Origin of the sequence: Nordella sp. HKS 07 (assembly GCF_011046735.1) — a bacterium.
Classification (GTDB): Bacteria; Pseudomonadota; Alphaproteobacteria; order Rhizobiales; family Aestuariivirgaceae; genus Taklimakanibacter.
In genome coordinates this window covers 5,337,587-5,361,532 of sequence record NZ_CP049258.1, presented here as the reverse complement: position 1 = coordinate 5,361,532, position 23,946 = coordinate 5,337,587, and the positions used below count along the sequence as shown (strand labels likewise).

Below are 23,946 nucleotides of genomic sequence, written 5' to 3'. Positions count from 1 at the left end.
AGGCGGGAGCGACACAGGTTCATGCCACCGCCGGGGTGGCTAGCAATTTCCGCGACAATATCAGCAAATATCGCATGATCCGAGACTACGCCGAATCAGGCGGAGCCGCCATCCTCGAATCATTGCCGCGTCTTTGCTATTCAGGGTCCTCCTCGCCAGATTGTGATCGCCAATGACGCAGCTCTCCGCCGACAGCCCTAAAGCCGACGCCGCCAGTTGGGCCGGATTCGCCGCGATGTGCGTCGGCATGTTCATGGCGATCCTCGACATACAGGTCGTGGTGACGTCTCTTGCGGTCATCGAGGAGGCGCTCGCGATCGGCGCCGACCGCATGAGCTGGATCCAGACGGCCTATCTGATCGCCGAGATCATCGCCATCCCGCTCACCGGGCTGTTCATCCGGGGGCTCGGGCTCAAGCGCACCTTCATCATCGCGCTCAGCGTCTTCACGGTCGCGTCCATCGCCTGCGCCTTCAGCTTCGATTTCACCTCCCTCATCGCCGCGCGCGTCGTACAGGGATTTGCCGGCGGCGTGCTCATCCCTCTGGTTTTCGCCGCCGTTTTCCTGCTGTTTCCGAAATCAAGCGAAGTGCTTGCGACCACCATCGCCGGCATTGTCGCGGTGCTGGCGCCGACGCTCGGGCCCATTGTCGGCGGCTGGATTACCGAGACCACATCCTGGCACTGGCTCTTCCTTATCAACGTCCTGCCGGGCCTCCTCGCGCTGGCCATAGCCGCGAAGAGCTTCGCGCCCGAAGCCTACGACATCACCCATTTCAAGAAACTCGACTGGGTGTCCCTGCTGTGCCTGGCCTTGGCGCTTGCCGCCTTCGAGATAGCGCTCAAGCAGGCGCCCGATGACGGCTGGATATCAGGCACGGTGCTCGGCCTTCTCGCGACGACCGTCATCCTGGCGACCGCTTTCATTCAGCGTACCCTCGCCCACGACAACCGAATCGTCGACATCGCGCTTTTGCGCCAGCGCAATTTCGCCGCCGGTTGCGTGCTGAGCTTTGCGCTTGGTGCCGCCCTCTTCGGCATGGTCTATCTGATGCCGGTCTTCCTGTCTTTCGTGCGCGGACACGGCCCGTTGCGGATCGGCGAGATCATGCTGGTGACGGGGGCCGCTCAGCTCCTGATGGCTCCCGTCGCGGTGCAGCTCGAAAAGCGTGTCGATGCGCGGATTCTCACCGTCGCGGGATTCCTCGTCTTCGCCTTCGGCCTCGCCTTGAGCATGCAGCAGACAGGCGACACAGATTTCAATGAGATGTTCTGGCCGCAGGTCATCCGCGGCGCATCCATCATGCTGTGCCTGCTCGCGCCCACCCATATCGCGCTGTCCCAGCTCGCGCCCAAGGATATCGGCGACGGCAGCAGCCTCTTCAACATGATGCGCAATCTGGGCGGCGCCATCGGCATATCGCTGATCGACACGGTGATGTTCACGCGCGGCCCTCAGCACGCCGACATGCTGACCGAGAAAATCAAGGCGGGCGACCCGGCGACGCTCGAGCTCTTCGGGCTGACGCCCGCCGATATCGAAGGCGGGCTCGATTCGATGCGGCTCATGGATCTGATGCCCGATCTCCAGAAACAGTCGCTGGTCATGGCGATCAACGACGCCTGGATGCTGCTGGCGCTGATCACGCTGGCAGGGCTCATGGCCCTGATATTCGTGCGGCGGGTGGAGAAGGACGCGCACCGCTCCCCTCTCGCGCACTGACTGTCCGGGCTCGCCGGGTGACCTCGGGTCGCCCGCGCTACCGACGGTGGTCGGCGTCCCAGCGTAAGGCAGTCTGAGAATCGGGGGTTTTCCGGCCTTTTGCCAGTCAAGCGCAAGGTTTCCTTGCCGGGGTCTCCCGAATCGTGGCGCAATCTCGGTTATCCACAGACCGCCGTCAAGCTGTGGACACAAGATGTTGTGTTAAGCTTTTGGTTACGCACTAGCTGTTGACGTCTCCGGGACGATGTAATAGATTGAGTCTTGAGGCTGAGGGGTACGGAGAACCGGGGAGAAACCGGCTCTCAAAATAGAAAAAAACCCAAAATAATGCTGCTTGATCCGCGAGGCGTTGTTTCGTGGATGGGGAGTACTGCGTCGTCAAACACGGGTGAACTGAAGCCGGTGGGTGGATTCTTGCGCGTCCGCCCGTGGGCCAACATTGAAGAAGACGAGGGAAATTATGAAGATCGAGCGCCGCTACACTAAATCTGGTCAGGACGCCTATCACGGGCTGGATTTCCGAAAGGCGGTGAGCGAGATCAAAAACCCGGACGGTTCCATCGTGTTCCGTCTCGAGAATATCGAGGTCCCCTCCTCCTGGAGTCAGGTCGCGTCCGACATCCTGGCGCAGAAGTACTTCCGCAAAGCGGGCGTCCCCGTCGCCCTCAAGCGCGTCGAAGAGTCCACCGTTCCCTCGTGGCTCTGGCGCTCGGCCCCTGACGACGCGACGCTGAGCGCGCTTCCCGTCAAGGAACGCACCCGCGGCGAAGTCAGCTCCAAGGAAGTTTTCAACCGTCTTGCCGGCACCTGGACCTATTGGGGCTGGAAGGGCGGCTACTTCGACAGCGAAGAAGACGCCCGCGCGTTCTATGACGAGCTTTGCTTCATGCTCGCCACCCAGAAATGCGCCCCCAATTCCCCGCAGTGGTTCAATACCGGCCTGCACTGGGCCTACGGCATCGATGGCCCGGGCCAAGGCCACTACTATGTCGATTTCGAAACAGGCAAGCTCGTCAAGTCGAAGTCGGCCTATGAGCATCCGCAACCGCATGCCTGCTTCATCCAGTCGGTCGACGACGATCTCGTCAACGAAGGCGGCATCATGGACCTGTGGGTGCGCGAGGCGCGCCTGTTCAAATACGGCTCCGGCACCGGCTCCAACTTCTCGAAGCTGCGCGGCGAGAACGAGAAGCTCTCGGGCGGCGGTAAGTCCTCCGGCCTCATGAGTTTCCTCAAGATCGGCGACCGCGCCGCCGGCGCCATCAAGTCGGGCGGCACCACGCGCCGCGCCGCCAAGATGGTGGTGGTCGACATCGACCATCCGGATGTCGAGGACTATATCGAGTGGAAGGTGAAGGAAGAGCAGAAGGTGGCCGCCCTCGTCACCGGCTCCAAGGTTGTGCGCAAGGCGCTGAGCGCGATCATGAAGGCCTGCGTGAATTGCGAAGGTCCCGGCACCGACTGCTTTGAGATCGAGAAGAATCCCGCCCTCAAGCGCGCCGTCAAGGATGCGCGCCGCAACACCGTGCCCGACAACTACATCAAGCGGGTCATCCAGTTCGCGCGCCAGGGCTATACCGATCTCTCCTTCGACACCTATGACACCGACTGGGACGGCGAGGCCTATCGAACCGTCTCCGGACAGAATTCGAACAATTCGGTGCGCGTCACCGACGACTTCCTGAATGCCGTCGAGAGCGACCGCAATTGGGACCTGACCTCGCGCCTCACCGGCAAGACGATCAAGACGATCCCGGCGCGGGAGCTTTGGGACAAGATCGGCTACGCCGCCTGGGCGTCGGCTGATCCCGGCATCCAGTTCCACACCACCATCAATGACTGGCACACCTGCCCGGCCTCCGGCGAGATCCGCGCTTCCAATCCGTGCTCGGAATATATGTTCCTCGACGACACGGCCTGCAATCTCGCCTCGCTGAACCTCCTGCAGTTCCGCCAGGCGGAAGGCACGTTCGACGTCGCCTCTTTCGAGCATGGCGTGCGCCTGTGGACCATCGTCCTCGAAATCTCGGTGCTGATGGCGCAGTTCCCGTCCAAGGAGATCGCCAGGCTCTCCTACGAGTTCCGCACGCTGGGCCTCGGCTTCGCCAATATCGGCGGCCTGCTCATGACTTCCGGCATCCCCTATGACAGCCATGAAGGCCGCGCGATTTGCGGCGTCCTCTCGGCGATCATGACCGGTGTTTCCTACGCCACCTCGGCCGAAATGGCCAAGCAGCTCGGCCCCTTCCCCGGCTTCGACAAGAACCGCGACCACATGCTGCGCGTGATGCGCAACCACCGGCGCGCCGCCTATGGCGCCGCCGTCGGCTATGAGGGCGTCAAGACCGCACCGGTGCCGCTCGACGAGTTGAGCTGCCTCGACAAGACCCTCATCGCCCATGCGCGCGCCGCCTGGGACAAGGCCGTGACCCTCGGCGAGGCGCATGGCTATCGCAATGCCCAGTCGACCGTCATCGCGCCGACCGGCACGATCGGCCTGGTGATGGATTGCGACACCACCGGCATCGAGCCCGACTTCGCCCTGGTGAAGTTCAAGAAGCTCGCCGGCGGCGGCTACTTCAAGATCATCAACCAGGCAGTTCCGGAAGCCCTGCGCACGCTGGGCTATGGAGTCGAGGAGATCGAGAATATCGTTTCCTACGCGGTGGGCCACGGCTCGCTCGCCGACAGCGCGGCGCTCAATCACGCGGCGCTGAAGGCCAAGGGCTTCGGAGACGCTGAGATCGCCAAGATCGAGGCGGGCCTCGCTTCCGCCTTCGACATCAAGTTCGTGTTCAACAAGTTCACCCTCGGCGAGGCCTTCTGCAAGTCGGCGCTGAAGCTGACGGACGAGCAGCTCAACGATTTCAGCTTCGACCTTCTTTCCCATCTGGGCTTCTCCAAGGCCGATATCGAGCGCGCCAATATCCATGTCTGCGGCGCCATGACGCTCGAAGGGGCGCCGGGCCTGAAGAACGAGCACCTGCCGGTGTTCGACTGCGCCAATCCCTGCGGCCGGCTCGGCAAGCGCTATCTATCAGTCGACAGCCATATCCGCATGATGGCGGCGTCCCAGCCCTTCATCTCGGGCGCCATCTCCAAGACCATCAATATGCCGAACGATGCCTCGGTCGAGGAATGCAACGCGGCCTATCTCTTGTCCTGGAAGCTGGCGCTGAAGGCCAACGCCCTCTACCGCGACGGGTCCAAGCTCTCCCAGCCGCTTTCGGCGCAGCTCATCGAGGACGATGAGGCCGAGGAGGATCTGGCCGAGCAGCTCGCCGGCAAGACCCAGGTGCAGCGCGTCGAGACCATCGTCGAGAAGATCGTCGAGGTCATGGTCAAGCGCGACCGGGAAGTCATGCCGCAGCGCCGCAAGGGCTATACCCAGAAGGCGATTGTCGGCGGCCACAAGGTCTATCTGCATACCGGCGAATATGAAGACGGCCGGCTCGGCGAGATCTTCATCGACATGCACAAGGAAGGAACGGCCCTTCGTGCCATGATGAACAACTTCGCCATCGCGGTGTCGACGGGCCTCCAATATGGCGTGCCGCTCGAGAAGTTCGTGGAGGCCTTCACCTTCACGCGCTTCGAGCCGGCGGGCCTCGTTCAGGGCAACCAGTCGATCAAGAACGCCACGTCGATCCTCGACTATGTGTTCCGCGAACTGGCGGTCTCCTATCTCGGCCGCCACGACCTCGCCCATGTCGAGCCTTCCGATATCGGCTTCGACGCGCTCGGCAAGGGTGTCGACGATGGCAGCGCCCCGCCGCCGGCGCCGGTGCCCATGCCGGCCGCCAAGGTCCTGTCCTCTGGCTTCGTGCGCCGCAACCTCAACACGCGCAATGTCGTCGTGATGTCGAACAGCGCGCCGGCGAGCGCCTCTCCCGCCCACGCGCTGCAGATGCGAGCGACGGAGAGCTATGGCACGTCGGCGCTGGCCGTCGCCGAGACGCGCGTCGCCGAGGTCCATGTGCATGAGCATCACGAGGAGCATGCCCATGTCCACGCCGCGCCCAAGGTCATGGAATTCGACCGGCGCACCGAAGCCCGCATGAAGGGCTATGAAGGCGACAGCTGCAATGAATGCGGCAACTACACGATGGTGCGCAATGGCACCTGCCTCAAATGCGACACCTGCGGCTCGACGAGCGGCTGCTCATAAGAGACGGAAGGCTGGCATCGAGCGATCTGAAATGGCCGGGCATGTCCCGGCCATTGTCTTTGTGGACTTGCCCGCCCGATCATGTCCGTCGCCGGTCGAAAACATGGCGAAGGCGTGCTCGCCCGCCGATTTTCCGACCTGCTCCTCCCGGTTCGCATCGCTATCGGTAGCAACTCCGCATCCCCAGACACGACGCCGACGAGGCCCGATCGAGCCGATTCAGCCTCCCGAGAGCCGCCTTCCACAAAAATTTTTGCCGGCGTGACTTCGCCGCCACAGTCGAAAAGCCCCCTCGGAAAGGGTTCCGCGGCGCCGATTCAGGCTCCTATTCCGTATACGGAGCATACCAAGAAAATGCTTGATTCCGGCTCGATTCCCATGAATCCGAGGCCTTTTCATCCGCACACGGACAAAAACCTCGATTTCCCAATGTTTACCGGTTGTTAGCTGATTTCTGGTGACATACCAGATGTGGTCGGCGTATTGCCGAATCACACAAACAGGTAGACAACACGTTGCGATGACGGTCTGACAAATGTTGATTCTTCATGGGTCATCTGTCGATCGTTGGATGTGAGGCTTACCTGCGTTATTGGGGCTCTAATTTAACCAGGAGAAATAGATATGGCTGCTAAGAAAGCTGCTAAGAAGAAAGCTGCTAAGAAGACCGCGAAGAAGAAGGCCGCCAAGAAGAAGAAGTAATCTTCTTTAGCGATACTTCAGGACTGGGCCCCGGACGGCATGCGCCTCCGGGGCCAGTTCTTTTTGTGGAGCACCTCGACGCTCAGAGCGCCTGGCGCCACCCTGGAATGGCCGGCGCAGGATCAGAGAATTCCCCTTTCCCCGTCAGGACGGTTTGCGCTGACCGTAGCGGATCGCCGCCTCGAGATAGAGCGCCAAGACGACGCCGTTCAGTATGTGCCAGACGAAATGCGTGCCGATCGGCACGAGTGAGCAGAGCACGATGTCGGCAGTGCGAAAGATCAGCGACAGGAACAGGATGATCGAGGCGAGGCCCACATTGAGCAGCGCCGGGTGTCCTTGCCGGAGCAGCTGAAGAGAGACGAGCATGCTCGCCACCAGCGCCGGCAAGTAGGCTCCGGAGCCGTTCATGAAGCCGGGCGGCAAGACGCTTTCGACGGCGTAGGTGATGAGGAACAGAGCGCCTAGCGCGAGCGCGAGCTTCCACCAGGCGAACCTCAGGAAGCGGCGCAGCGCGAATGCCAGATAGCCATAGATGAACAGCGTGATCGGCAGGACATCGGCCAAGGCCGACCAGCCATTGGCGAAAGTGTGGAAGGCAAGACTGCCAAGACCGATGACGAATACGAGGGCCACGAGGAGCCAGATGACCGGCTCACTGCCGCGCCTGTATGCCGCCCGAGCCGCCCAGATCGCGGCAATGATGAAGGCGGCGTTGCTCGCCGCATTGAGCGGCTCGGCCAGAAGTCCTGGCCCCAGGCGTTCGCAGTAGGAGTCGATCGGCGCAAACCAGTCCATGAGGACCTCAAACGTGTGGTCGGGGATCTTCGACAAAAAAGCCGCGGGCGAGCTGCCGCGGCTTCATCTTAGCGAGATTCGCGAGGCCTATTGATAGACATAGACCCGCGAACCGACCGCGACCCGCTCATAGAGGTCGATCACGTCGGAGTTCATCATGCGAATGCAGCCGGAGGACACCGCGCCGCCGATCGAGGCGGAATTGTTGGTGCCATGGATACGGAACAACGTGCCGGAGATGTACATGGCGCGGGCGCCAAGCGGATTGTTAGGACCACCTTCCATGTACGCAGGAATGTTGTTCCCTTTGGCGGCCTCGCGCGCGATCATCGTGGCGGGCGGGCGCCAATCCGGCCATTCCTTTTTCATGCCGATCTTGGAATTGCCGCTCCACTGGAAGCCCTCCTTGCCGACGCCGACTTTGTAGCGAAGCGCCTTGCCGCCGGGCAGCACATAATAAAGTGCGCGCTCGGGAGTACGCACAATGATCGAGCCCGGCTTGTATTGCGCGTCGGCGAAGGCGACGGTCGACCGCGTCGTGCGGTCGCTCATCCCGAATGAGCTGCGGCTGCTCCGCTTCCCGTTGAAAAGACACTCGAAAAAGCTTCCGCAATCGCGCCGCGTCGACATGCGGCGTTCCTTTTTCACCTCGGGTTTCTTTTTCTCGACGATCTTCTTTTTCTTCGGTGCCGGCTTTTCGTCGGCCACCGAGACATTGGACTTCACATTCGGCGTCGAGGCCTGTGCCTGCCCGACCACAAGCCCCGCCACGGCCAGGACAGCCGCGGCGCCGATCCAGAATCTCCGCATAGTAACCCCTTGTTAAGAGACAGCCCCGTCTCGAGTGGAATTATCCGACGCGGAGATTAATCCTTCATTGCGGCGTTTCAACTGCCCCCGCCGTTAGGGCATTTGACCGTCTCGCGGCGCAGGGCGCCGGTTGGTCGCCCCCCACAGGGCGGCGCATCCCCTGGATTGGCGTCGCAAATCCCAACTTGGTCACAGGTTCGCCATTGGTTTTTCCCATAGCTTGACCTAATGTCTGCCGCCCGGGTGGGTATTCAATTTTTTCAAGAGGTTAGGAAATGATATTGGTCAGGCGCTCGGCGCTCGCATTGATTCTCTTTACGTCCCTGTCAAGCATTGCGCCGGCCTGGGCAGCCGAAGAGCCCCCGCTTGTCACCGCCATCCTCAAGAGCTGGGAGAATCAGCTCCAGGCCAAGCCGACCTACAAGTCGATCTCCACCGGCAGCGACGGCTCCATCGTGATCGACGGGCTCAGCGCCAATGTGAAGACGGCTGGAGAGGGTGACCCGCAAATGGTCCTGAAGGTCGCCCAGATGAAGCTCAGCGGCATCAGCGACAAGGGCAACGGCCTCTTCGAGGTGGCCGCCGCCGAATACAACGACACCAAGATCGAAATTGGCGGCACCGAAGCCGACTTCGTCGTGAGCGTGCCCAAGAGCTCTGCCGAATATTGGTATGTCAAGGCTCTCGGCGACAATCCGACCCCGACCGACGTCATGCGCGCCAGCATGAATGTCGCCAAGAAAATGAGCTCCGGCGCCATCACGCTCGCCGTAGCCGGACAGAATTATACGGCCGACGGCTATGAAATGAACTGGGATGGCGACCCGGTTACCGGTGCCGGCAAGACCGACTTCAAGATCACCAATATCGCGATCCCCGAGGCGGCCGTCGCCGCGCTGGACAGCTCCGGTACACTCAAGCAGCTCGGCTATTCGACGCTGTCCTTCGATATCGGCGGCAACGGCACGATGGATTTCGGGTCGGACAAGATGGGCTTTGATTTTGATATCTCCTATGCCGGCAAGGACATCGGCACGCTCAAACTTGGCGCCGGCGCGGGCGATATCCCGCTCGCCCTCGTCGCCCAGGTACAGAAGCTCAAGGACGATGCCCAGGCGGATCCGAACGCGATCATGCCGCTGGTCCAGGGCATTCAGCTGAGCCGCGTGACGATCCGCTTCGAGGACAAGTCCATCACCAAGAAGGTCCTGCCGCTCATCGCCGCCATGCAAGGCATGGACGAAGCAACCATGATCGCCAATGCCGGCGCCATGCTGCAGCTCGGCCTCGCCGAGCTCAAGAACCCTGGCTTCACCCAGAAGGCAGTGGAAGCGGTCAATGCCTATCTCAAGGATCCGCGCTCGCTCACCATCCTGGCGAAGCCCGCGCAACCGGTCAGCGTCATGCAGCTCATGGCGCTGGACCCGAATAATCCGGGGGCGGCGATCGATCAGCTCGGGCTCAGCATCTCCGCCAACGACTGATCGGCGGCATCTAACATTCCGAACGACAATGGCCGGGAGCTCTTCCCGCCATTTGCTTTTCAGGCGTCCCAATCGATGGGCTGCAGGAGACCATGCCGCATGAGGCTGCCGGGGCCTTCATAGCGCTTGGAGCCGGCATGATGGGCGACCAGCCTGGGCATTCCGGTGAGCTCTTCATTGATGATCGCATAGGCCCGGGAACTCATGGCGTGCTGGCCCTCTTGCGCGTAGCGCCGGCTGCGCTCGCGAAAGTCATCCATCAGCTTGAGATGCAGCAATGCGCCCCTGGCAACCGGCATTTCGGTTTCGACGGGCCAAAGGAAATGGGCATCAGCGATGCTCATTTCCTCCGACATCCGAATGAACGGATGCTTTGACAGCCAATGAGTATGGATATCCTTCCCCTTGTTGAACAGCCGATGACGCGCGCCGCCGGTCACCAGCCATCCGCGCTTCTGGCGTTTCTCCGTGTATCCGTCGCTGTCGAACCAGCAATCGGTCGCCAGAATCTCGGCGATGGAACGATCGCACCGTCCGATTTCGCCGGAGGGATAGACATCGATCAGCAGGGCAAAAAGCCTGTCGCAGTTTCTCGCCTCCAGCCACTCTCCCAGCTGGAACAGGCTCCTCTCTTCCACACGATCATAGACCAGCAGCTCATCGATATCCGCATGGACCATCCAGCAGCCGCGGCAGAATTCGCGCGCTATCCCATTCACCCAATAGATGCCGCCCAGTCCCTCGGCATAGGAGGCGTGCGCCAGAAAGATGTCGGCCATGGGTTCAGCCGAGATAATGGCGTGCGAACCGTCGTTCGAATTGTTGTCGACCATGAAAAACCGGGTCACGCCGAGCTTCTTGTAATGCGCGAAGAATAGCGGCAGACGGTCAGCCTCGTTCCTTACGACGCAGACCAGGCCGATCTCGCCCGGCGCCAACGGCCCCCGACACCGGACGATGCGCATATGCTCGGTCAAGGTCGCGTGCGATTGCCAGTTGAAGGCTTGTCGTTGCTCCCAGACCCTCCCCTCGTCGGGCAGCGTTTCGACCCATTTGGTCCGCTCCGGCGGCTGGGGAATCGGCCGCAGGAAGTGTTTCCGCTTTTCGACCTCCTCGGGACTGGTCGGTTCGTCCCAGTTGATCGGCAGTATGAATGACTGGCGAACCAGGCTCCGCGGGCTGCGATACCGGCTCGAACCCTCATGAAAGGCGGTGAGATCGGGATGCTCCGCGAGTTGACCGGCAATCGCCTTGTAATCTTCCGATCCGTTGAAATGCTGCCCCTGCTCAGCATAACGCTCGGCGCGCCTTGCCAGATCGTCCGTCAGCTTGAAATGAAGCAGAGCGCCCTGCGGGCCTTCGGTCACCTCATCGCACGGCCATTGCCAGTGATGACTGAAGATGACGGTTTCGCCGGTCATTCGGAGGAACGGATATTTCGACAATATCGGCCACGGTCCCGTCCGCTTCTGTCCGAACAGCCGGCGGCGAGCTCCGCCCGTCAAATTCCAGCCGGCGCGGACGCGGTCGAGCTCATAGCCCTCTGGGTCGAACCAGCAATCGTGGCGGAGAAACTCGGTGATGCCATGCTGCGTCGCCGCGAGCGGGCCCGAGGGATAGATGTCGAGAAGCGGCGCGAAGAGACGATCCTGCCCACCGGCGTCGAGCCAACGCGACAAGTCCGCCAGATCGTGATCCTCCATGCCGTCATAGACCAGGAGCTCGTCGGCATCGACACGCAAGATCCAATGTCCGATGCAGAAGGCGCGGGCGATGCCGTTGGCCCAATAGAGCCCGGCCTGTCCCTGCCTGAAGGGGACGTGGGTCAGGAATACATCGGCATCCTTCTGGGCGAGAAGGAACTCATGCGACCCGTCGCTGGATCCATTGTCGATCATGAGGAAGCGCGTGACGCCCAACGATCTGTAATGCTCGAAGAAGAGCGGCAGGCGGTCGATCTCGTCGCGCAGTACGCAGATCAATCCTTGCTCGCCCACCCGCAAAGCCCCGCGACACCTTATCGGGGTCAAGTGCTCGCTGAGCGAACGCTCCGCCAGCGCGATGAACTCCGCCCCTTGTGCCCAATCCTTGCCGGGCGGCGGAAGCGAGGAACGCCAGAACCTCCAGCCTATGTTGCCGATGGCCAGGTAGGGGCGCGCATGATCGAGACGCTCCCCGCTGTCCCAGGCGATCGCCGACATGATCTTGTGCTCGATGAGGCTCTCAGGTCCCGTATAACGGCGCGACCGATCGGCGACCGCCACGATGTCCGGCGCGTCGGCAAGACGGCGGTTGATCGAGCAATAGTGCAGCGAGCCTTGCCAATGCTGCCCTTCGGCTTCATTCACCGCCGATCTTCTGATGAAATCATCCATCAGCTTGAGGTGAAGCAATGCGCCGAAGGCCACATTCGTCCGGGTATCGAGCGGCCAGACATAATGCGCATTACAGAGCGATGTCTCCGGCGTCATCCGGAAGAACGGATATTTCGAGATCGGCGCGGCCGTCGCTCCCTTCTCGAACAGGCGGTGACGGGATCCCCCATGCACGATCCAACCCGTGGCTATGCGGCGCGCCGAATAGCCCTCCACATCGAACCAGCAGTCCTTGTCCAGAACTTCCGCAATCGTCCGGCCGCCCTGCCCCACGGCGCCGGACGGATAGATGTCCAGCATGATGCCAAAAAGCCGGTCGAAGCCCTGACCTTCAAGCCATCCCCCGAGAGCGCGCAAGCCATGCGCTTCCATCCCATCATAGACGAGCAATTCGTCGGCATCGGCCATCAGGACCCAGTTGCCGACGCAATATTCGCGGGCCAGGCCGTTGTACCAATAGGTGCCGAAGCAGCTGTCGAAATAGGGAACGGTCGTATGGAACACGTCCGCCAAAGGCTCGGCGAGGAGCATCTCGTGCGAGCCGTCATCGGAATTGTTGTCGACCATGAAAAAACGGTCGACGCCGAGTTTCTTGTAGTGCGCGAAGAAGAGCGGCAGGCGCGCCGCCTCATTGCGCAGGACGCACAGGACCGCGACTTCACCCGGCTGCAGACGGCCGCGGCAGCGGATCGTCGTCAGATGCTCGGTGAGGGATCGACGCGAAAGCTCGTCGAACTCCGCCTTGTCGGCCCAGCCACTTCCCTCTTTGGGAAGTGTCAGCTTCCAGTCCCGGGGTAGGATCGGGCGCGTGCCTTGCGCAGGCGGCGGTGCGGCAATCCGATTACGATAGCCTAATCCGCCGCCCATCCGCCGCTCCCTTATTTGTCGGGCAGATTGAGCCTGAGGTGCAATTCTCGCAACTGCTTCGGCGCGACGTCCGAGGGAGCATTCATCAACAGGTCATAGGCCTGCTGGTTCATCGGGAACATCGTCACTTCACGCAGGTTCTTAGCCCCCACGAGCAGCATGACAATGCGGTCGATGCCAGCCGCCATGCCGCCATGCGGCGGCGCGCCATACTGGAAAGCGCGATAGAGGCCGCCGAAACGCTCCTCGACCGTCTCCCGACTGAGCCCCACCAACTCGAAGGCCTTGACCATCGTCTCCGGTAGATGGTTGCGAATGCCGCCCGAGGCGATCTCGAAACCGTTACACACCATGTCGTATTGGAACGCCTTGATGGTCAGGGGATCCTGCTTCGACAAGGCCTCGATGCCGCCCTGCGGCATCGAGAACGGGTTGTGGCCGAAATCGATCTTCTTCTCCTCCTCGCTCCATTCGTAGAAGGGGAAGTCGACGATCCAGCACAGTTCGAAACGGTTGCGATCGACGAGATTCAGTTCCTCGCCGGCACGGGTGCGCGCGGCGCCCGCGAAAGTCGCGAACTTCTGCGGATCGCCGGCGACGAAGAAGGCCGCATCACCATCTTCGAGTCCAAGTTGCTGGCGGATCGCTTCGGTGCGCTCGCCGATGTTCTTGGCGATGGGGCCTGCGCCTTCGAGCTTGTCGCCTTCCTTGCGCCAGAAAATATAACCGAGGCCCGGCTGGCCTTCGCCTTGCGCCCAGGCATTCATGCGGTCGCAGAAGGCACGTGAGCCGCCGGTCTTGGCCGGAATGGCCCAGACCTGGTTCTTGGCGTCGCCGGCGAGGATGTTGGCGAACACCTTGAAGCCCGACCCGCGGAAATGCTCGGACACATCCTGCATGACGATCGGGTTGCGCAGGTCCGGCTTGTCGGAACCGTATTTGCGCATTGCCTCGTCATAGGCGATGCGCGGAAATTTCTGCGTGACCGGCTTGCCGTCGGCGAAGGTCTCGAACACGGAGCGCAAGACCGGCTCCATGGTGGAGAGCACATCGTCCTGCTCGACGAAGCTCATTTCGAGGTCAAGCTGGTAGAATTCGCCGGGCAGACGGTCGGCGCGCGGGTCCTCATCGCGGAAACAGGGCGCGATCTGGAAATAGCGGTCGAAGCCCGACACCATGATGAGCTGCTTGTACTGCTGCGGCGCCTGCGGCAGCGCATAAAACTTGCCGGCATGGATGCGCGACGGCACCAGGAAGTCGCGCGCACCCTCGGGCGAGGACGCGGTGAGGATGGGGGTCGAGAATTCGGTAAAGCCCACCTCGCCCATGCGTTTGCGCATCTCCGAGATGATCTTCGTGCGCGCCATGATGTTCTTGTGAAGGCCCTCGCGCCGCAAATCGAGGAAGCGGTATTTGAGGCGGACGTCCTCTGGATATTCGATGTCGCCGAACACAGGCAGCGGCAGCTCCTTCGCTTCCGACAGAACTTCGATGCCGGTGGCGAAGACCTCGATTAGGCCGGTCGGCAGGTCGCGGTTCTCGGTGCCTGCCGGGCGCAGACGCACCCTGCCATCGACCTTGATCACCCACTCGCTGCGCAAGGTCTCGGCGATCTTGAAGGCCGGGCTGTCGGGATCGGCCACCACCTGGGTCAGGCCGTAATGATCGCGCAGGTCGATGAACAGCACGCCGCCATGATCGCGCACGCGATGCACCCAACCCGACAGGCGCGTCTCTGCGCCCTGGTGCGTCTCGCGCAGATCTCCGCATTTATGGCTTCTATAGGCGTGCATAATCCCTCGCAAATCGGGTCGGAAATTCATAAGAAGAGCGCGGACAAGCGCATGCGGAGGGCCGATTGTCAAGTTGCCCGCGCCAGCGGCCTGTTCAGGCGCTTTTTCGGCCTTTGCCGCAGTCGACGTAGCGACAGTTTGGCAAAATTGACAAAACGAGTCGAAAATTACCTTAACTCATTGAAAACAAAGGTGTATATATATTTTTTGCAGATGAGACAGCAAATCATTTGACGCCTGCCCCGGACTCGCGCGACTTAGAGCTTATGGAGGTCATTACTACTACATTCGCGCTCAAGGCGCTGACCAAGGAACTCGCCCGCGAAGCTTATGTAACGGTCGACACCGAATTCATGCGCGAGCAGACTTTCTGGCCCGATCTCTGCCTGATCCAGATCGCCGGCGGAAAGCATCAGGCGATCATCGACCCCAAGTCGCCGGATATCGACCTCAAGCCGTTTCATGCACTGATGACAAATGAGGCCGTGCTCAAGGTCTTTCATGCGGCACGCCAGGACATCGAGATCTTCGTGCACCTGTCCGGTCATGTGCCACATCCGGTCTTCGACACCCAGATCGCGGCGATGGTCTGCGGCTTCGGCGACCAGGTCTCCTATGAATCGATCGTGCGCCAACTGGCGCGCGCTCAGATCGACAAATCCTCGCGCTTCACCGACTGGTCGAGGCGCCCCCTCACCGAGAAGCAGCTCAATTACGCGCTGTCCGACGTCACCCATCTGCGCACCGTCTATGAGAAGCTGAAGGAAGAGCTCGACAAGACCGGTCGCGAGCCCTGGCTCGCGCAGGAAATGGAAGTCCTGACGTCGCCCAAGACCTACAATCTGGCGCCGGAAGACGCCTGGAAGCGCCTCAAGACCAAGCTGCGCTCGAAGAAGCAGCTGGGCGTGCTGATCGCGCTCGCCGCGTGGCGCGAACGCGAGGCCCAGGAAAAAAACGTGCCGCGCCAGCGCATCCTGAAGGACGACGCGCTGATCGAGGTCGCGACCCAGATGCCGCAGACCCGCGAGGCTCTCAATGCTTCCCGCGCGTTGCCGCGCGGGTTCGGCAATTCTCGCGCCGGCGAAGCGATCCTCGCCGCCGTCAAGGATGGCCTCGAGACGGACGCAAAGCTGTTGCCGCCCTTGCCCGGTGGGCATGAGAAGATGGCGGACAGCACGCAGGCCGCCGCCGAGATTCTCAAGCTCGCGCTCAAGATCGTGGCCGAACGTGAAGGGTTGGCGCCGCGCCTCCTCGCCAGCGCCTCCGACATCGACGCGGTGGCGCAGGACGACGATGCCGACGTGCCTTTGATGCACGGCTGGCGCCGCCAGATGTTTGGGGCAGTCGCCCTCGATCTCAAGCATGGTCGTGCCGTCATCGGCTTCCGCAATGGGCGGGCCGAAATCATGCCGAGCACCGGCCACTTCAAGCCGACAGCCGCCGCGGCCGAATAACCTCCTCTGCCCTTGCGACCGGCCTCATGCTAGGCTTGCCTGCCCGGGGGATCCAGCAGGGAGGTTGACCATGCCTACCTTCATCGTCCTCACGAACTTCACCGAGCAGGGAATCCGCGCCGTCAAGGATACGACCAAGCGCGCCGACAAGTTCCGCGACCTCGCCAAGCAGCACGGCGCGACCGTCAAGGAGCTTTATTGGACATTGGGCAAATATGACGTCGTCTCGATCGTCGAGGCGCCGGACGTGGCGAGCATGACCGCCCTCGGCCTCACCCTCGGCATGGCGGGAAATGTCCGCACCCAGACGCTTCCGGCTTTCTCGGCCGACGAGATGGCCAAGGTGCTGGCAAAAGTGAAGTAGACGGCATCGCGGTCATACTATCTCGATCGTGGCCAGGCGGCCCAACTGACCGGCGAGCGCGTCGAGGCGTTTCGCGACGCGCTCGCCCATGAGATCGGCCAATTTCTTCGGGACCCGCAGTGTCAGGTTCTTGGTCCCGGCCATTTCGAGGGCGATCTTGGGCAGGACACCCGGCATCGCGGCGGTGATGATGTAAGCGAGGCGGAACACTTCGCTCAGGAGTCGTGCGCGCTCCAGCGTCCTGTCATCGACCAGGCGGGCGAGATTATTGGTGAGCCCCTCCTCCTCGCCCTCATAGCGATAATAGATGGTCAGGGCCAGGAATACGCGCCCGGCATGGTCGATGTCGACAAAGGCGGCCTGAGAGATCATGCCGAGCGATCGTTGCGCCCGGTAGTCGGGATGCGCCCGCCAGCCGATATCCGCCAGGAAGCAGGCAGCCTGGCGTAGACGGCGCTCGGCCTCCGTCTCCTCGAAGCTCTTGTGGGCGAAGAGCTTGTCCGTCCAGTCGCAGAGCTCGAGCTCATGTTCGGGCGAACGCGCGTAGCGGCAGCAGAAATCCCAGCAGGACGACAGCAGCGCATCGGCCTCGCGCTTGCGTTTCGGCAGTTTGGAATAAAGCAGGCCCTCGCGCACGCCGTAGATCGACACGACCATCTGCTTCACCTTGGACTTGGCGAGCAGCCTTTCGAGCACCAGCGCGCCATAGGGCAATGTGTCTATGCGGCTTTTCGAGACGGTCTTGATGTCCTTCAGCGAGGATGACGAGAGATGCGCGACGAGATCGGCGACCGAGCGCGCCTGCTCGCGCCCGATCGTGTAATTGTGCAGCACATGGAGCGGATAGCGCGTTTGCGCCATATGGATGCGCGCGATACTGCGCCAGGTGCCACCCACCGCATAGAGGCTGCGCCCCTTGAGCTGAGTGAGAAGCGGCGAGGAATCCAGATATTTGTCGATGATCTCGCGCGCTTTCGCCGTCGAGCCGCCCGACATGTCGATGAGCCGCAAGGGTCCGAGTGGAAATGTGATGCCATCGCGGATCTGGCCGCCGTTCACGTCGATGAGCTCGAGGCTGCCGCCGCCAAGATCGCCGATGAGTCCATCGGCCTCGGAGACGCCCGCCATGACTCCCATGGCGGCGAGCCGCGCTTCCTCCTTGCCGGAGAGCACATCGATGTGGGCCCCCAGCGCCTCTTCCGCCATGTCGACGAATTGCGGGCCGTTCTCGGCCTCGCGCGCGGCCGCGGTCGCCACCGAATAGACTTCGCGCGCGCCGATCTGGCGTGAGAGCGCCTTGAAGCGCCGCAGCGCCGCCAGGGCACGTTCCATGCCTTGCGGATTGAGCTGGCGGGTCGTGGCGACGCCACGGCCCAGGCCGCACAGGATCTTTTCATTGAAGACAGGCGTCGGCGCCCGCCTGAGACCGTCATAAACGACAAGCCGCACCGAGTTCGAACCGATATCGACGACCGAGACCGGACGGTATTTCGTCGATCCGCTGCCTATTCTTTTGCGCTTCACTTCCTGGCTCTGGACTTCCTGCTCGCGTGCCCGATGATCGGGGGCGGCAGACTACCTTTAAGCGATCTGCCACGTCCAGAGAGAGATGGATTCTTCATGAAATAGGTGTGGGCGTTGAACGGCTCCTCGTCGGGGCCCGGCGCCATGCGGCGCGACGATCCGTCCGAGAGCAACTCCCAGCTCTGCTCATTGTCGCGCATATTCGCCATCATGATCTGGCCCATGACCTGCTCATGCACGGTCGGGTTCTCGATCGGGATCAGTGTCTCGACGCGCCGGTGCAGGTTGCGCGGCATCCAGTCGGCCGAGGCGATATAGACCCTGGCGCTCTGGTGCGGCAGACCGTGGCCGGCGCCGAAGCAGATGATGCGGCTGTGCTCGAGGAAGCGCCCGATGATGCTCTTGACGCGGATGTTTTCCGACAGCCCCGGCACACCGGGCCTGAGGCAGCAGATGCCGCGCACCACGAGATCGATCTGGACGCCGGCCTGGCTCGCCGCGTAGAGCGCGTCGATGATGCCGGGATCGACGAGCGAGTTGAGCTTGGCCCAGATCTGGCCGGGCCGGCCCTCCTTCACATGCTCGATCTCGTCCTCGATGTCCTCGAGAAGCTGGGCCTTCATGCCGATCGGCGACAGCGAGATCTTCTCGAGATCCTCGGGCTCGGCATAGCCCGAGACATAGTTGAAAAGCCGGGAGGCATCGCGCGCAAGTGCTGGATCGCACGTAAAGAAGGACAGGTCGGTGTAGATCTTTGCCGTCACCGGATGATAATTGCCGGTGCCGAAATGCACATAGGTGCGCATATTGCCGCCTTCCCGGCGCACCACCATCGACACCTTGGCATGGGTCTTGAGCTCGATGAAGCCGAAGACGACCTGGGCGCCGGCGCGTTCGAGATTGCGCGCCCATTGGATATTGGCTTCCTCGTCGAAACGCGCCTTGAGCTCGACCAGCGCCATGACCGACTTGCCGGCTTCCGCCGCCTTGACCAGGGCCGCGACGATCGGGCTGTCATTGGATGTGCGATACAGCGTCTGCTTGATGGCGACGACATCGGGGTCCTGAGCCGCCTGGCGGACGAACTGGGCGACGACGTCGAAGGATTCATACGGGTGATGGACGATGATGTCCTTCTGGCGGATGGCGGCGAAGCAATCGCCACCGTGATCGCGGATGCGCTCCGGAAAGCGCGCCACGAAGGGCTTGAACTGCAGGTCCGGACGCTCATCGAGAATGAGCTGCTTGGTGTCGGAATAGCCGATGAGTCCGGCGCAGGTGACCATCACATCGCTCTGCACGTCGAGCTCATCGGCGATGAAGTCGCGCAGGTTGGACGGACAGGCCGCGTCGATCTCCATGCGGATCACGGAGCCGCGGCGGCGGCGCTTCAGCGCGCTTTCGAAGAGCAGAACCAGGTCTTCCGCCTCTTCCTCGATCTCGATATCGCTGTCGCGAATGATGCGGATCAACCCCTGGCCCAGCACGTCATAGCCGGGAAAGAGCCGCGGCACGAAGTGCGACAGCATGTTTTCGAGCGAGATGAAGCGGGCGGTGCCGGGTGCCGTGCCCGGCAGGCGGATGAAGCGGTCGAGCTGCTGCGGGATGGGCAGCAGCGCGTTCATCGTGCCGCCATCGCGCCGACGCTTGAGCTGGAGCGCAATGATGAAGCCACGATTGGGAATGAAAGGGAAAGGATGGGCGGGGTCGATCGCGATCGGCGTCACCACCGGCAGGATATGGCTCAGGAAGCGATCATCGAGCCAGGCGCGCTCCTCATCGTTCAGCTCGGCGCCGTCGGTGATACGGATGCCGTTCTCGCTCATCTCGTCGCGCAGTTGCAGCCAGCGGGTGTCCTGCTCGCTCATGAGCTCCTGGGCGAGCTTGCGCACCTGCTCCAGCTGGTCGGCCGGGCTGAGGCCGTCCTGGCTCGGCTCGACAAGCCGCGCCCGCATCTGTCCGACCAGGCCGGCGACGCGCACCATGAAGAACTCGTCGAGATTGTTGCCCGAGATGGAAAGGAAGCGCAGCCGCTCCAGCAACGGGTGGTTGGTATTGCGCGCCTCCTCGAGCACCCGCATGTTGAAACTGAGCCAGGACAGTTCGCGATTGATGAAGCGGCCCGGATCGGTAAATCCGGTCCTGGTCTTCGGTTCTATGGTGAGGGAAATCTCATTCATTGCGCGATCCTGCCGGAAAACCCCTGCTTCTAAGGCTTTAGCGGGCCCTTGTGACCGAACGATGAAGGGAAATCGTTAACCGTCATCCTCGGCGAAGAGCCCTGGAGAGGTTATATCCTGAAGCACCCGCGCGACAAAATTCCGGGTGACCTCGGCCCGTTCCTCGAGCGCCCGGCGGTCGATTTCGGCGACAAGGGTGCGGGCAGCGTCGAGTTCCCGCGGCATGCGCGACAGGAGGTAGCTCACGGTAGCCTCGTCCACGGCGATCTGGCGGTCGGCGAAAAGCTTGACCAGCACCCCGCGCAGCAGTTCGTCGTCGGGGGCCCCCAATTGCGCGGTGGGCGCGGCCTTGAGCCTGGACATCAGGTCGGGCAGCGCCACGCCCCATCCGACGGGCGCCTGACGAGCGGTTACCAGAATTTGGGCCTTCTGCTCGCGGGCGAGATTCAGGAGGTGAAAGAAACCAGCCTCGTCCAGGCCGGCACCGGGGGCGTCTTCGATGACCAGGGCCCCCTTCTCCAGGAGTTCCGGCACAGCGGCCTTGCTGATCTCGGCGGGAACGATCGTCCTGGCGCCGGTCATTTCACGCCACACGGCGGCGAGATGGGATTTGCCGCTCCCGGGTGGTCCCAGAAGGATCAGGACATGGGAGGGCCAGTTCGGCCACAGATCGATGAGGGCCACCGCCTTCGCATTGGAAGGCGTGACCAGGAAGTCATCGCGCCCGGTGGCAGGGCGATGCGGCAGGTCGAACGCGAGCTGGCGGCCTTCCCCGGCCATTATTTCGACGGCCCCCGCCGCTTGGGCTCGGCCAGGTTCGGTCCGGCCGGATTTTCCCGAGTCGGAACACCGAGATAGTACGAACTCTTGAGATACTGCTGGAGGGCGAAACGGACCAGGACGCCGGCCGCGGCGGCGAGCGGCACGGCGAGCAGCAGGCCGACAAAGCCGAAGAAATAACCAAAGGCGAAGAGCGCGAACATCAGCCAGACGGGGTGGAGGCCGATGCGGTTCCCCACCAGGTTGGGCGACAGGAAGTTACCCTCGACGAACTGGCCGAAGGCGAAGATGGCGACGATCATGATGATCGACACCCAGTCGGGCCAGAATTGAATGAGCGCCATGCCGATGGCGAGCACGCCCCCGACGATGGAACCGACATAGGGAATGAAGCTCAGGAGCCCGGCACCAAGCCCGATCAGCAGTCCGAAATTGAGCCCGGCAAAGGACAGCGCCACGGCGTAGAAGACGCCAAGCAGGAGGCACACGGTGCCCTGGCCGCGGATGAAGCCCGCCATAGCCTCGTCCATCTGGCGGGCGAGCGCCCTGATCGTCTCGAGATGCTCGCGTGGCAGCCAGCCGTCGACCTTCTCGACCATGCGGTCCCAGTCATTGAGCATGTAGAAAGCGACGATCGGGGTAACGACCAGGAGGGAGAGGACGTTGACGAGCGCCAGGCTCCCCGACAGGATCGAGGTGAGGATGGCGCCGATCCAGCCGGCCGCTTTACCGGCGAGATCGGAGAGCGAGGCCGGCAGATTGGTGCCCGAGGAAGCCAGCATTTCCTTCAGCCACAGCGGGGCGAGTTCGTCGAAAAGCTTGACGAGCGCCAGCACATAGCCCGGCAAGTTGGAGGAAAACCGTGCGATCTGGTCGCCCAGCACCGGCAAGAGCAGCAGAAGCAGGACGACGATGACGACGATGCTCGAAATGAGGATGAACAGGGTCGCCGCGAGTCGCGGCATGCCGAGGCGTTCGAGCGCGTCGGCAACGGGGTCGAGAAAGTAAGCGAGGACGAGCCCGGCGATGAAGGGCAGCATGATATCGCCGAGCAGCCACAGCGCCAGGATGACCACGGCCAGCGCCACGGCCCAGAAGGTCACTTGCCTCCGCAATGTCATGGCGCATCCTTCATATTCGTTCCATTGGCCATATGACGGGCCCATGCGCGCATGTAAAGGGCGGCTGAGGCGACGGTGAGGAATGCAACGACGGCGCTGCCGATATTGAGGAACCAGGTCGCGTCCGACATCCAGGCGAGAACCGCGAGCACCCCGCCGGCGAAGGCGATCTGGGCGGCGGTGTTGATCTTGCTGGTAATGAGCGGCTGCATCTTGAGCGGCTTGTCCAATATCCAGGACAGGATCACCGCGCCGACGATCAGCACGTCGCGCGAAGCGACGAGGATGACCAGCCAGGCCGGCATATGTTGCAGAAAGCCCAGCGAGACATAGATCGACACCAGCAGCAGCTTGTCGGCGAGCGGATCGAGATAGGCGCCGAGCTGCGTCTTCATCTGATAGCGGCGCGCAATATAGCCGTCGATGCCGTCACCGACACCGGCGATGATGAAGACCAGGAATGCGAAGCCGAACTGGCCGGCGACGATCAGCCAGATGGTGACCGGCACCAGCAGTATCCGGCCGATGGTGATGATATTCGGCAGATTCATGCGAAAATGACGATGGTGGCGATGGTGGTTGCTGGTGTCATCTTACAACGGTTGCAGCACCCATGTCCCGCCCGCCTGCACGAGCCTCAGGCCACTGCCCGACAACGCCTGCTGGAGGTCCTGGACGGAATCCACGAAAACGAGCTGGATGACGGCGCCATTCTCGGCGATGGTCGAGACATCGACCCCGATGACGCCTTGGGTCGCCAGGAGCCGGGCGCGGATTCCGTTCCATTGATGTATTCCGGAAAACGGCACGGCGACGGGCATGGACTGCGAGGTGCGTGCCGTTTGCTGCTCGGCCTCGGCGCGGGCGCGCGCCTCGGCGGCGACCTTGAGGCGAACCGAGCGCCACTTCTCCAGCATCACGTCATCGAAGCGCCGGGCCGCGGTGGCGGCGGCAGCCTCGAGCGTGCCGTCCTCCGCGGTGTACACCTTGTCGAAATTGATCGCTCCCAGGGCCGAGTCCCCTTGCATCACAGCGCGGATGCCACCCGACGGATCGGGCTCGGCCATCGCGACGAGAATGCTCTTGGCCTGGTAGCGGATCATCAGACTTTCGAGCTTGATCGCATCACCCGCGGCCGCCTCTTCCGGGGTGATGGCCGAGGTATCCTGAAGATCGCCGAGCGGAACGATGATCGGCACCAAGGACTGTTCCGCCTTGAGATCGAGCCAGGCCTTGCGCCAGAGATTGTCCTCCCACAGCACCAGCCCCGTCGGTCCTTTCCACAAGGGCAGGACGACGAGCGGCGGCGCCTGGTCCTCGACCACTTCGATGCCGTAACGGCCCAGCAGCTCGCGGATCTTGCCGGGCAGGAAGCGCACGGTGAGCTTGCCGATATAGCGGCCAGGGCCCGAACGCTCCTCCTCGATGCTCAGGGAGCGCAGCATGCGGCCGATGTCTCGGGCATCCATGCCTTCAAGGCGCTTGGCCGCCTCGGCCGAGCCTAGTCTCGCGACCAGTTGATAGAAAGCCTTGACCTGCGCCTCGATGATGGCGCGGGTGCGCGCTGTGGCGGCATCCTTGTCGGTGACATCGACCTCAACGCCGGTCACCGAGAACAGGCCGGTCTCGACCGGCGCCACGGCCCAGGCCTTCAGCGGTGCGGCAAAGATAAGCAATATCAGGAATGCCCCAAACAGGCCCCTGGAACGGCACGTCATACATAAAACTCCATCTGCCCGCCTCGGCGCATTCGGGCGATTCGGCCCAATTGAGCGCTTTATCTGGCGCACCGTTCGGGCTATT

At 62.3% G+C, this 23,946-nt stretch carries 15 protein-coding genes; 5 read left to right on the top strand and 10 right to left on the bottom strand.

The features are described from left to right. Positions 1-172: 172 nt before the first annotated feature. Both G5V57_RS25175 and G5V57_RS25170 read left to right on the top strand, forming a co-directional pair. The gene (locus G5V57_RS25175; RefSeq protein WP_165170521.1) at positions 173-1,723 is read left to right on the top strand and encodes a DHA2 family efflux MFS transporter permease subunit; all 1,551 of its coding nucleotides are present in this window, start codon (positions 173-175) and stop codon (positions 1,721-1,723) included. 460 nt (positions 1,724-2,183) lie between these two features. After that, positions 2,184-5,891, top strand: coding sequence for a vitamin B12-dependent ribonucleotide reductase (locus G5V57_RS25170; protein WP_165170519.1), 3,708 nt, complete (start codon positions 2,184-2,186; stop codon positions 5,889-5,891). An 846-nt stretch (positions 5,892-6,737) separates the two neighbouring features. Here the strand turns inward: G5V57_RS25170 and G5V57_RS25165 are convergent. Both G5V57_RS25165 and G5V57_RS25160 read right to left on the bottom strand, forming a co-directional pair. Continuing rightward, a complete protein-coding gene (locus G5V57_RS25165; protein WP_165170517.1) occupies positions 6,738-7,391 on the bottom strand; it encodes a ceramidase domain-containing protein in 654 nt (217 codons plus the stop codon). Positions 7,392-7,478: 87 nt separating this feature from the next. Further along, a complete protein-coding gene (locus G5V57_RS25160; RefSeq protein WP_165170515.1) occupies positions 7,479-8,201 on the bottom strand; it encodes a L,D-transpeptidase in 723 nt (240 codons plus the stop codon). Between the two features lie 275 nt (positions 8,202-8,476). On the opposite strand from G5V57_RS25160, the gene G5V57_RS25155 reads away from it, so the two are divergent. After that, a complete protein-coding gene (locus G5V57_RS25155; protein WP_165170513.1) occupies positions 8,477-9,685 on the top strand; it encodes a hypothetical protein in 1,209 nt (402 codons plus the stop codon). 59 nt (positions 9,686-9,744) lie between these two features. Here G5V57_RS25155 and G5V57_RS25150 read toward each other — a convergent pair whose 3' ends face one another. Further along, positions 9,745-12,927, bottom strand: coding sequence for a glycosyltransferase family 2 protein (locus G5V57_RS25150; protein WP_165170511.1), 3,183 nt, complete (start codon positions 12,925-12,927; stop codon positions 9,745-9,747). An 11-nt stretch (positions 12,928-12,938) separates the two neighbouring features. After that, the gene (aspS, locus tag G5V57_RS25145) at positions 12,939-14,720 is read right to left on the bottom strand and encodes an aspartate--tRNA ligase (protein ID WP_165170509.1); all 1,782 of its coding nucleotides are present in this window, start codon (positions 14,718-14,720) and stop codon (positions 12,939-12,941) included. 266 nt (positions 14,721-14,986) lie between these two features. On the opposite strand from aspS, the gene rnd reads away from it, so the two are divergent. After that, positions 14,987-16,174: a ribonuclease D gene (gene rnd, locus G5V57_RS25140; RefSeq protein WP_165170507.1), complete on the top strand. Its 1,188-nt coding sequence runs from the start codon at positions 14,987-14,989 to the stop codon at positions 16,172-16,174. Between the two features lie 70 nt (positions 16,175-16,244). Beyond that, positions 16,245-16,538: a GYD domain-containing protein gene (locus G5V57_RS25135; RefSeq protein WP_165170505.1), complete on the top strand. Its 294-nt coding sequence runs from the start codon at positions 16,245-16,247 to the stop codon at positions 16,536-16,538. A 12-nt stretch (positions 16,539-16,550) separates the two neighbouring features. On the opposite strand, the gene ppx is transcribed toward G5V57_RS25135, so the two are convergent. The 6 genes from ppx to G5V57_RS25105 form a co-directional block, all read right to left on the bottom strand. Then, positions 16,551-18,062, bottom strand: a complete 1,512-nt coding sequence (ppx, locus tag G5V57_RS25130) for an exopolyphosphatase (RefSeq protein WP_165170503.1) — start codon at positions 18,060-18,062, stop codon at positions 16,551-16,553. Then, complete coding sequence (locus tag G5V57_RS25125) at positions 18,059-20,242, bottom strand: RNA degradosome polyphosphate kinase (RefSeq protein WP_165170501.1); 2,184 nt, start codon at positions 20,240-20,242, stop codon at positions 18,059-18,061. The genes ppx and G5V57_RS25125 overlap by 4 nt, the downstream gene beginning before the upstream one ends. Before the next feature lie 75 nt (positions 20,243-20,317). Continuing rightward, complete coding sequence (locus G5V57_RS25120; protein WP_165170499.1) at positions 20,318-21,022, bottom strand: chromosomal replication initiator DnaA; 705 nt, start codon at positions 21,020-21,022, stop codon at positions 20,318-20,320. Next, complete coding sequence (locus tag G5V57_RS25115; RefSeq protein ID WP_165170497.1) at positions 21,022-22,143, bottom strand: AI-2E family transporter; 1,122 nt, start codon at positions 22,141-22,143, stop codon at positions 21,022-21,024. The genes G5V57_RS25120 and G5V57_RS25115 overlap by 1 nt, the downstream gene beginning before the upstream one ends. Continuing rightward, positions 22,140-22,694, bottom strand: coding sequence for a CDP-alcohol phosphatidyltransferase family protein (locus G5V57_RS25110; RefSeq protein ID WP_165170496.1), 555 nt, complete (start codon positions 22,692-22,694; stop codon positions 22,140-22,142). The genes G5V57_RS25115 and G5V57_RS25110 overlap by 4 nt, the downstream gene beginning before the upstream one ends. 42 nt (positions 22,695-22,736) lie before the next feature. Then, positions 22,737-23,861: a DUF2066 domain-containing protein gene (locus G5V57_RS25105; RefSeq protein ID WP_165170494.1), complete on the bottom strand. Its 1,125-nt coding sequence runs from the start codon at positions 23,859-23,861 to the stop codon at positions 22,737-22,739. Between the last annotated feature and the right edge of the window lie 85 nt (positions 23,862-23,946).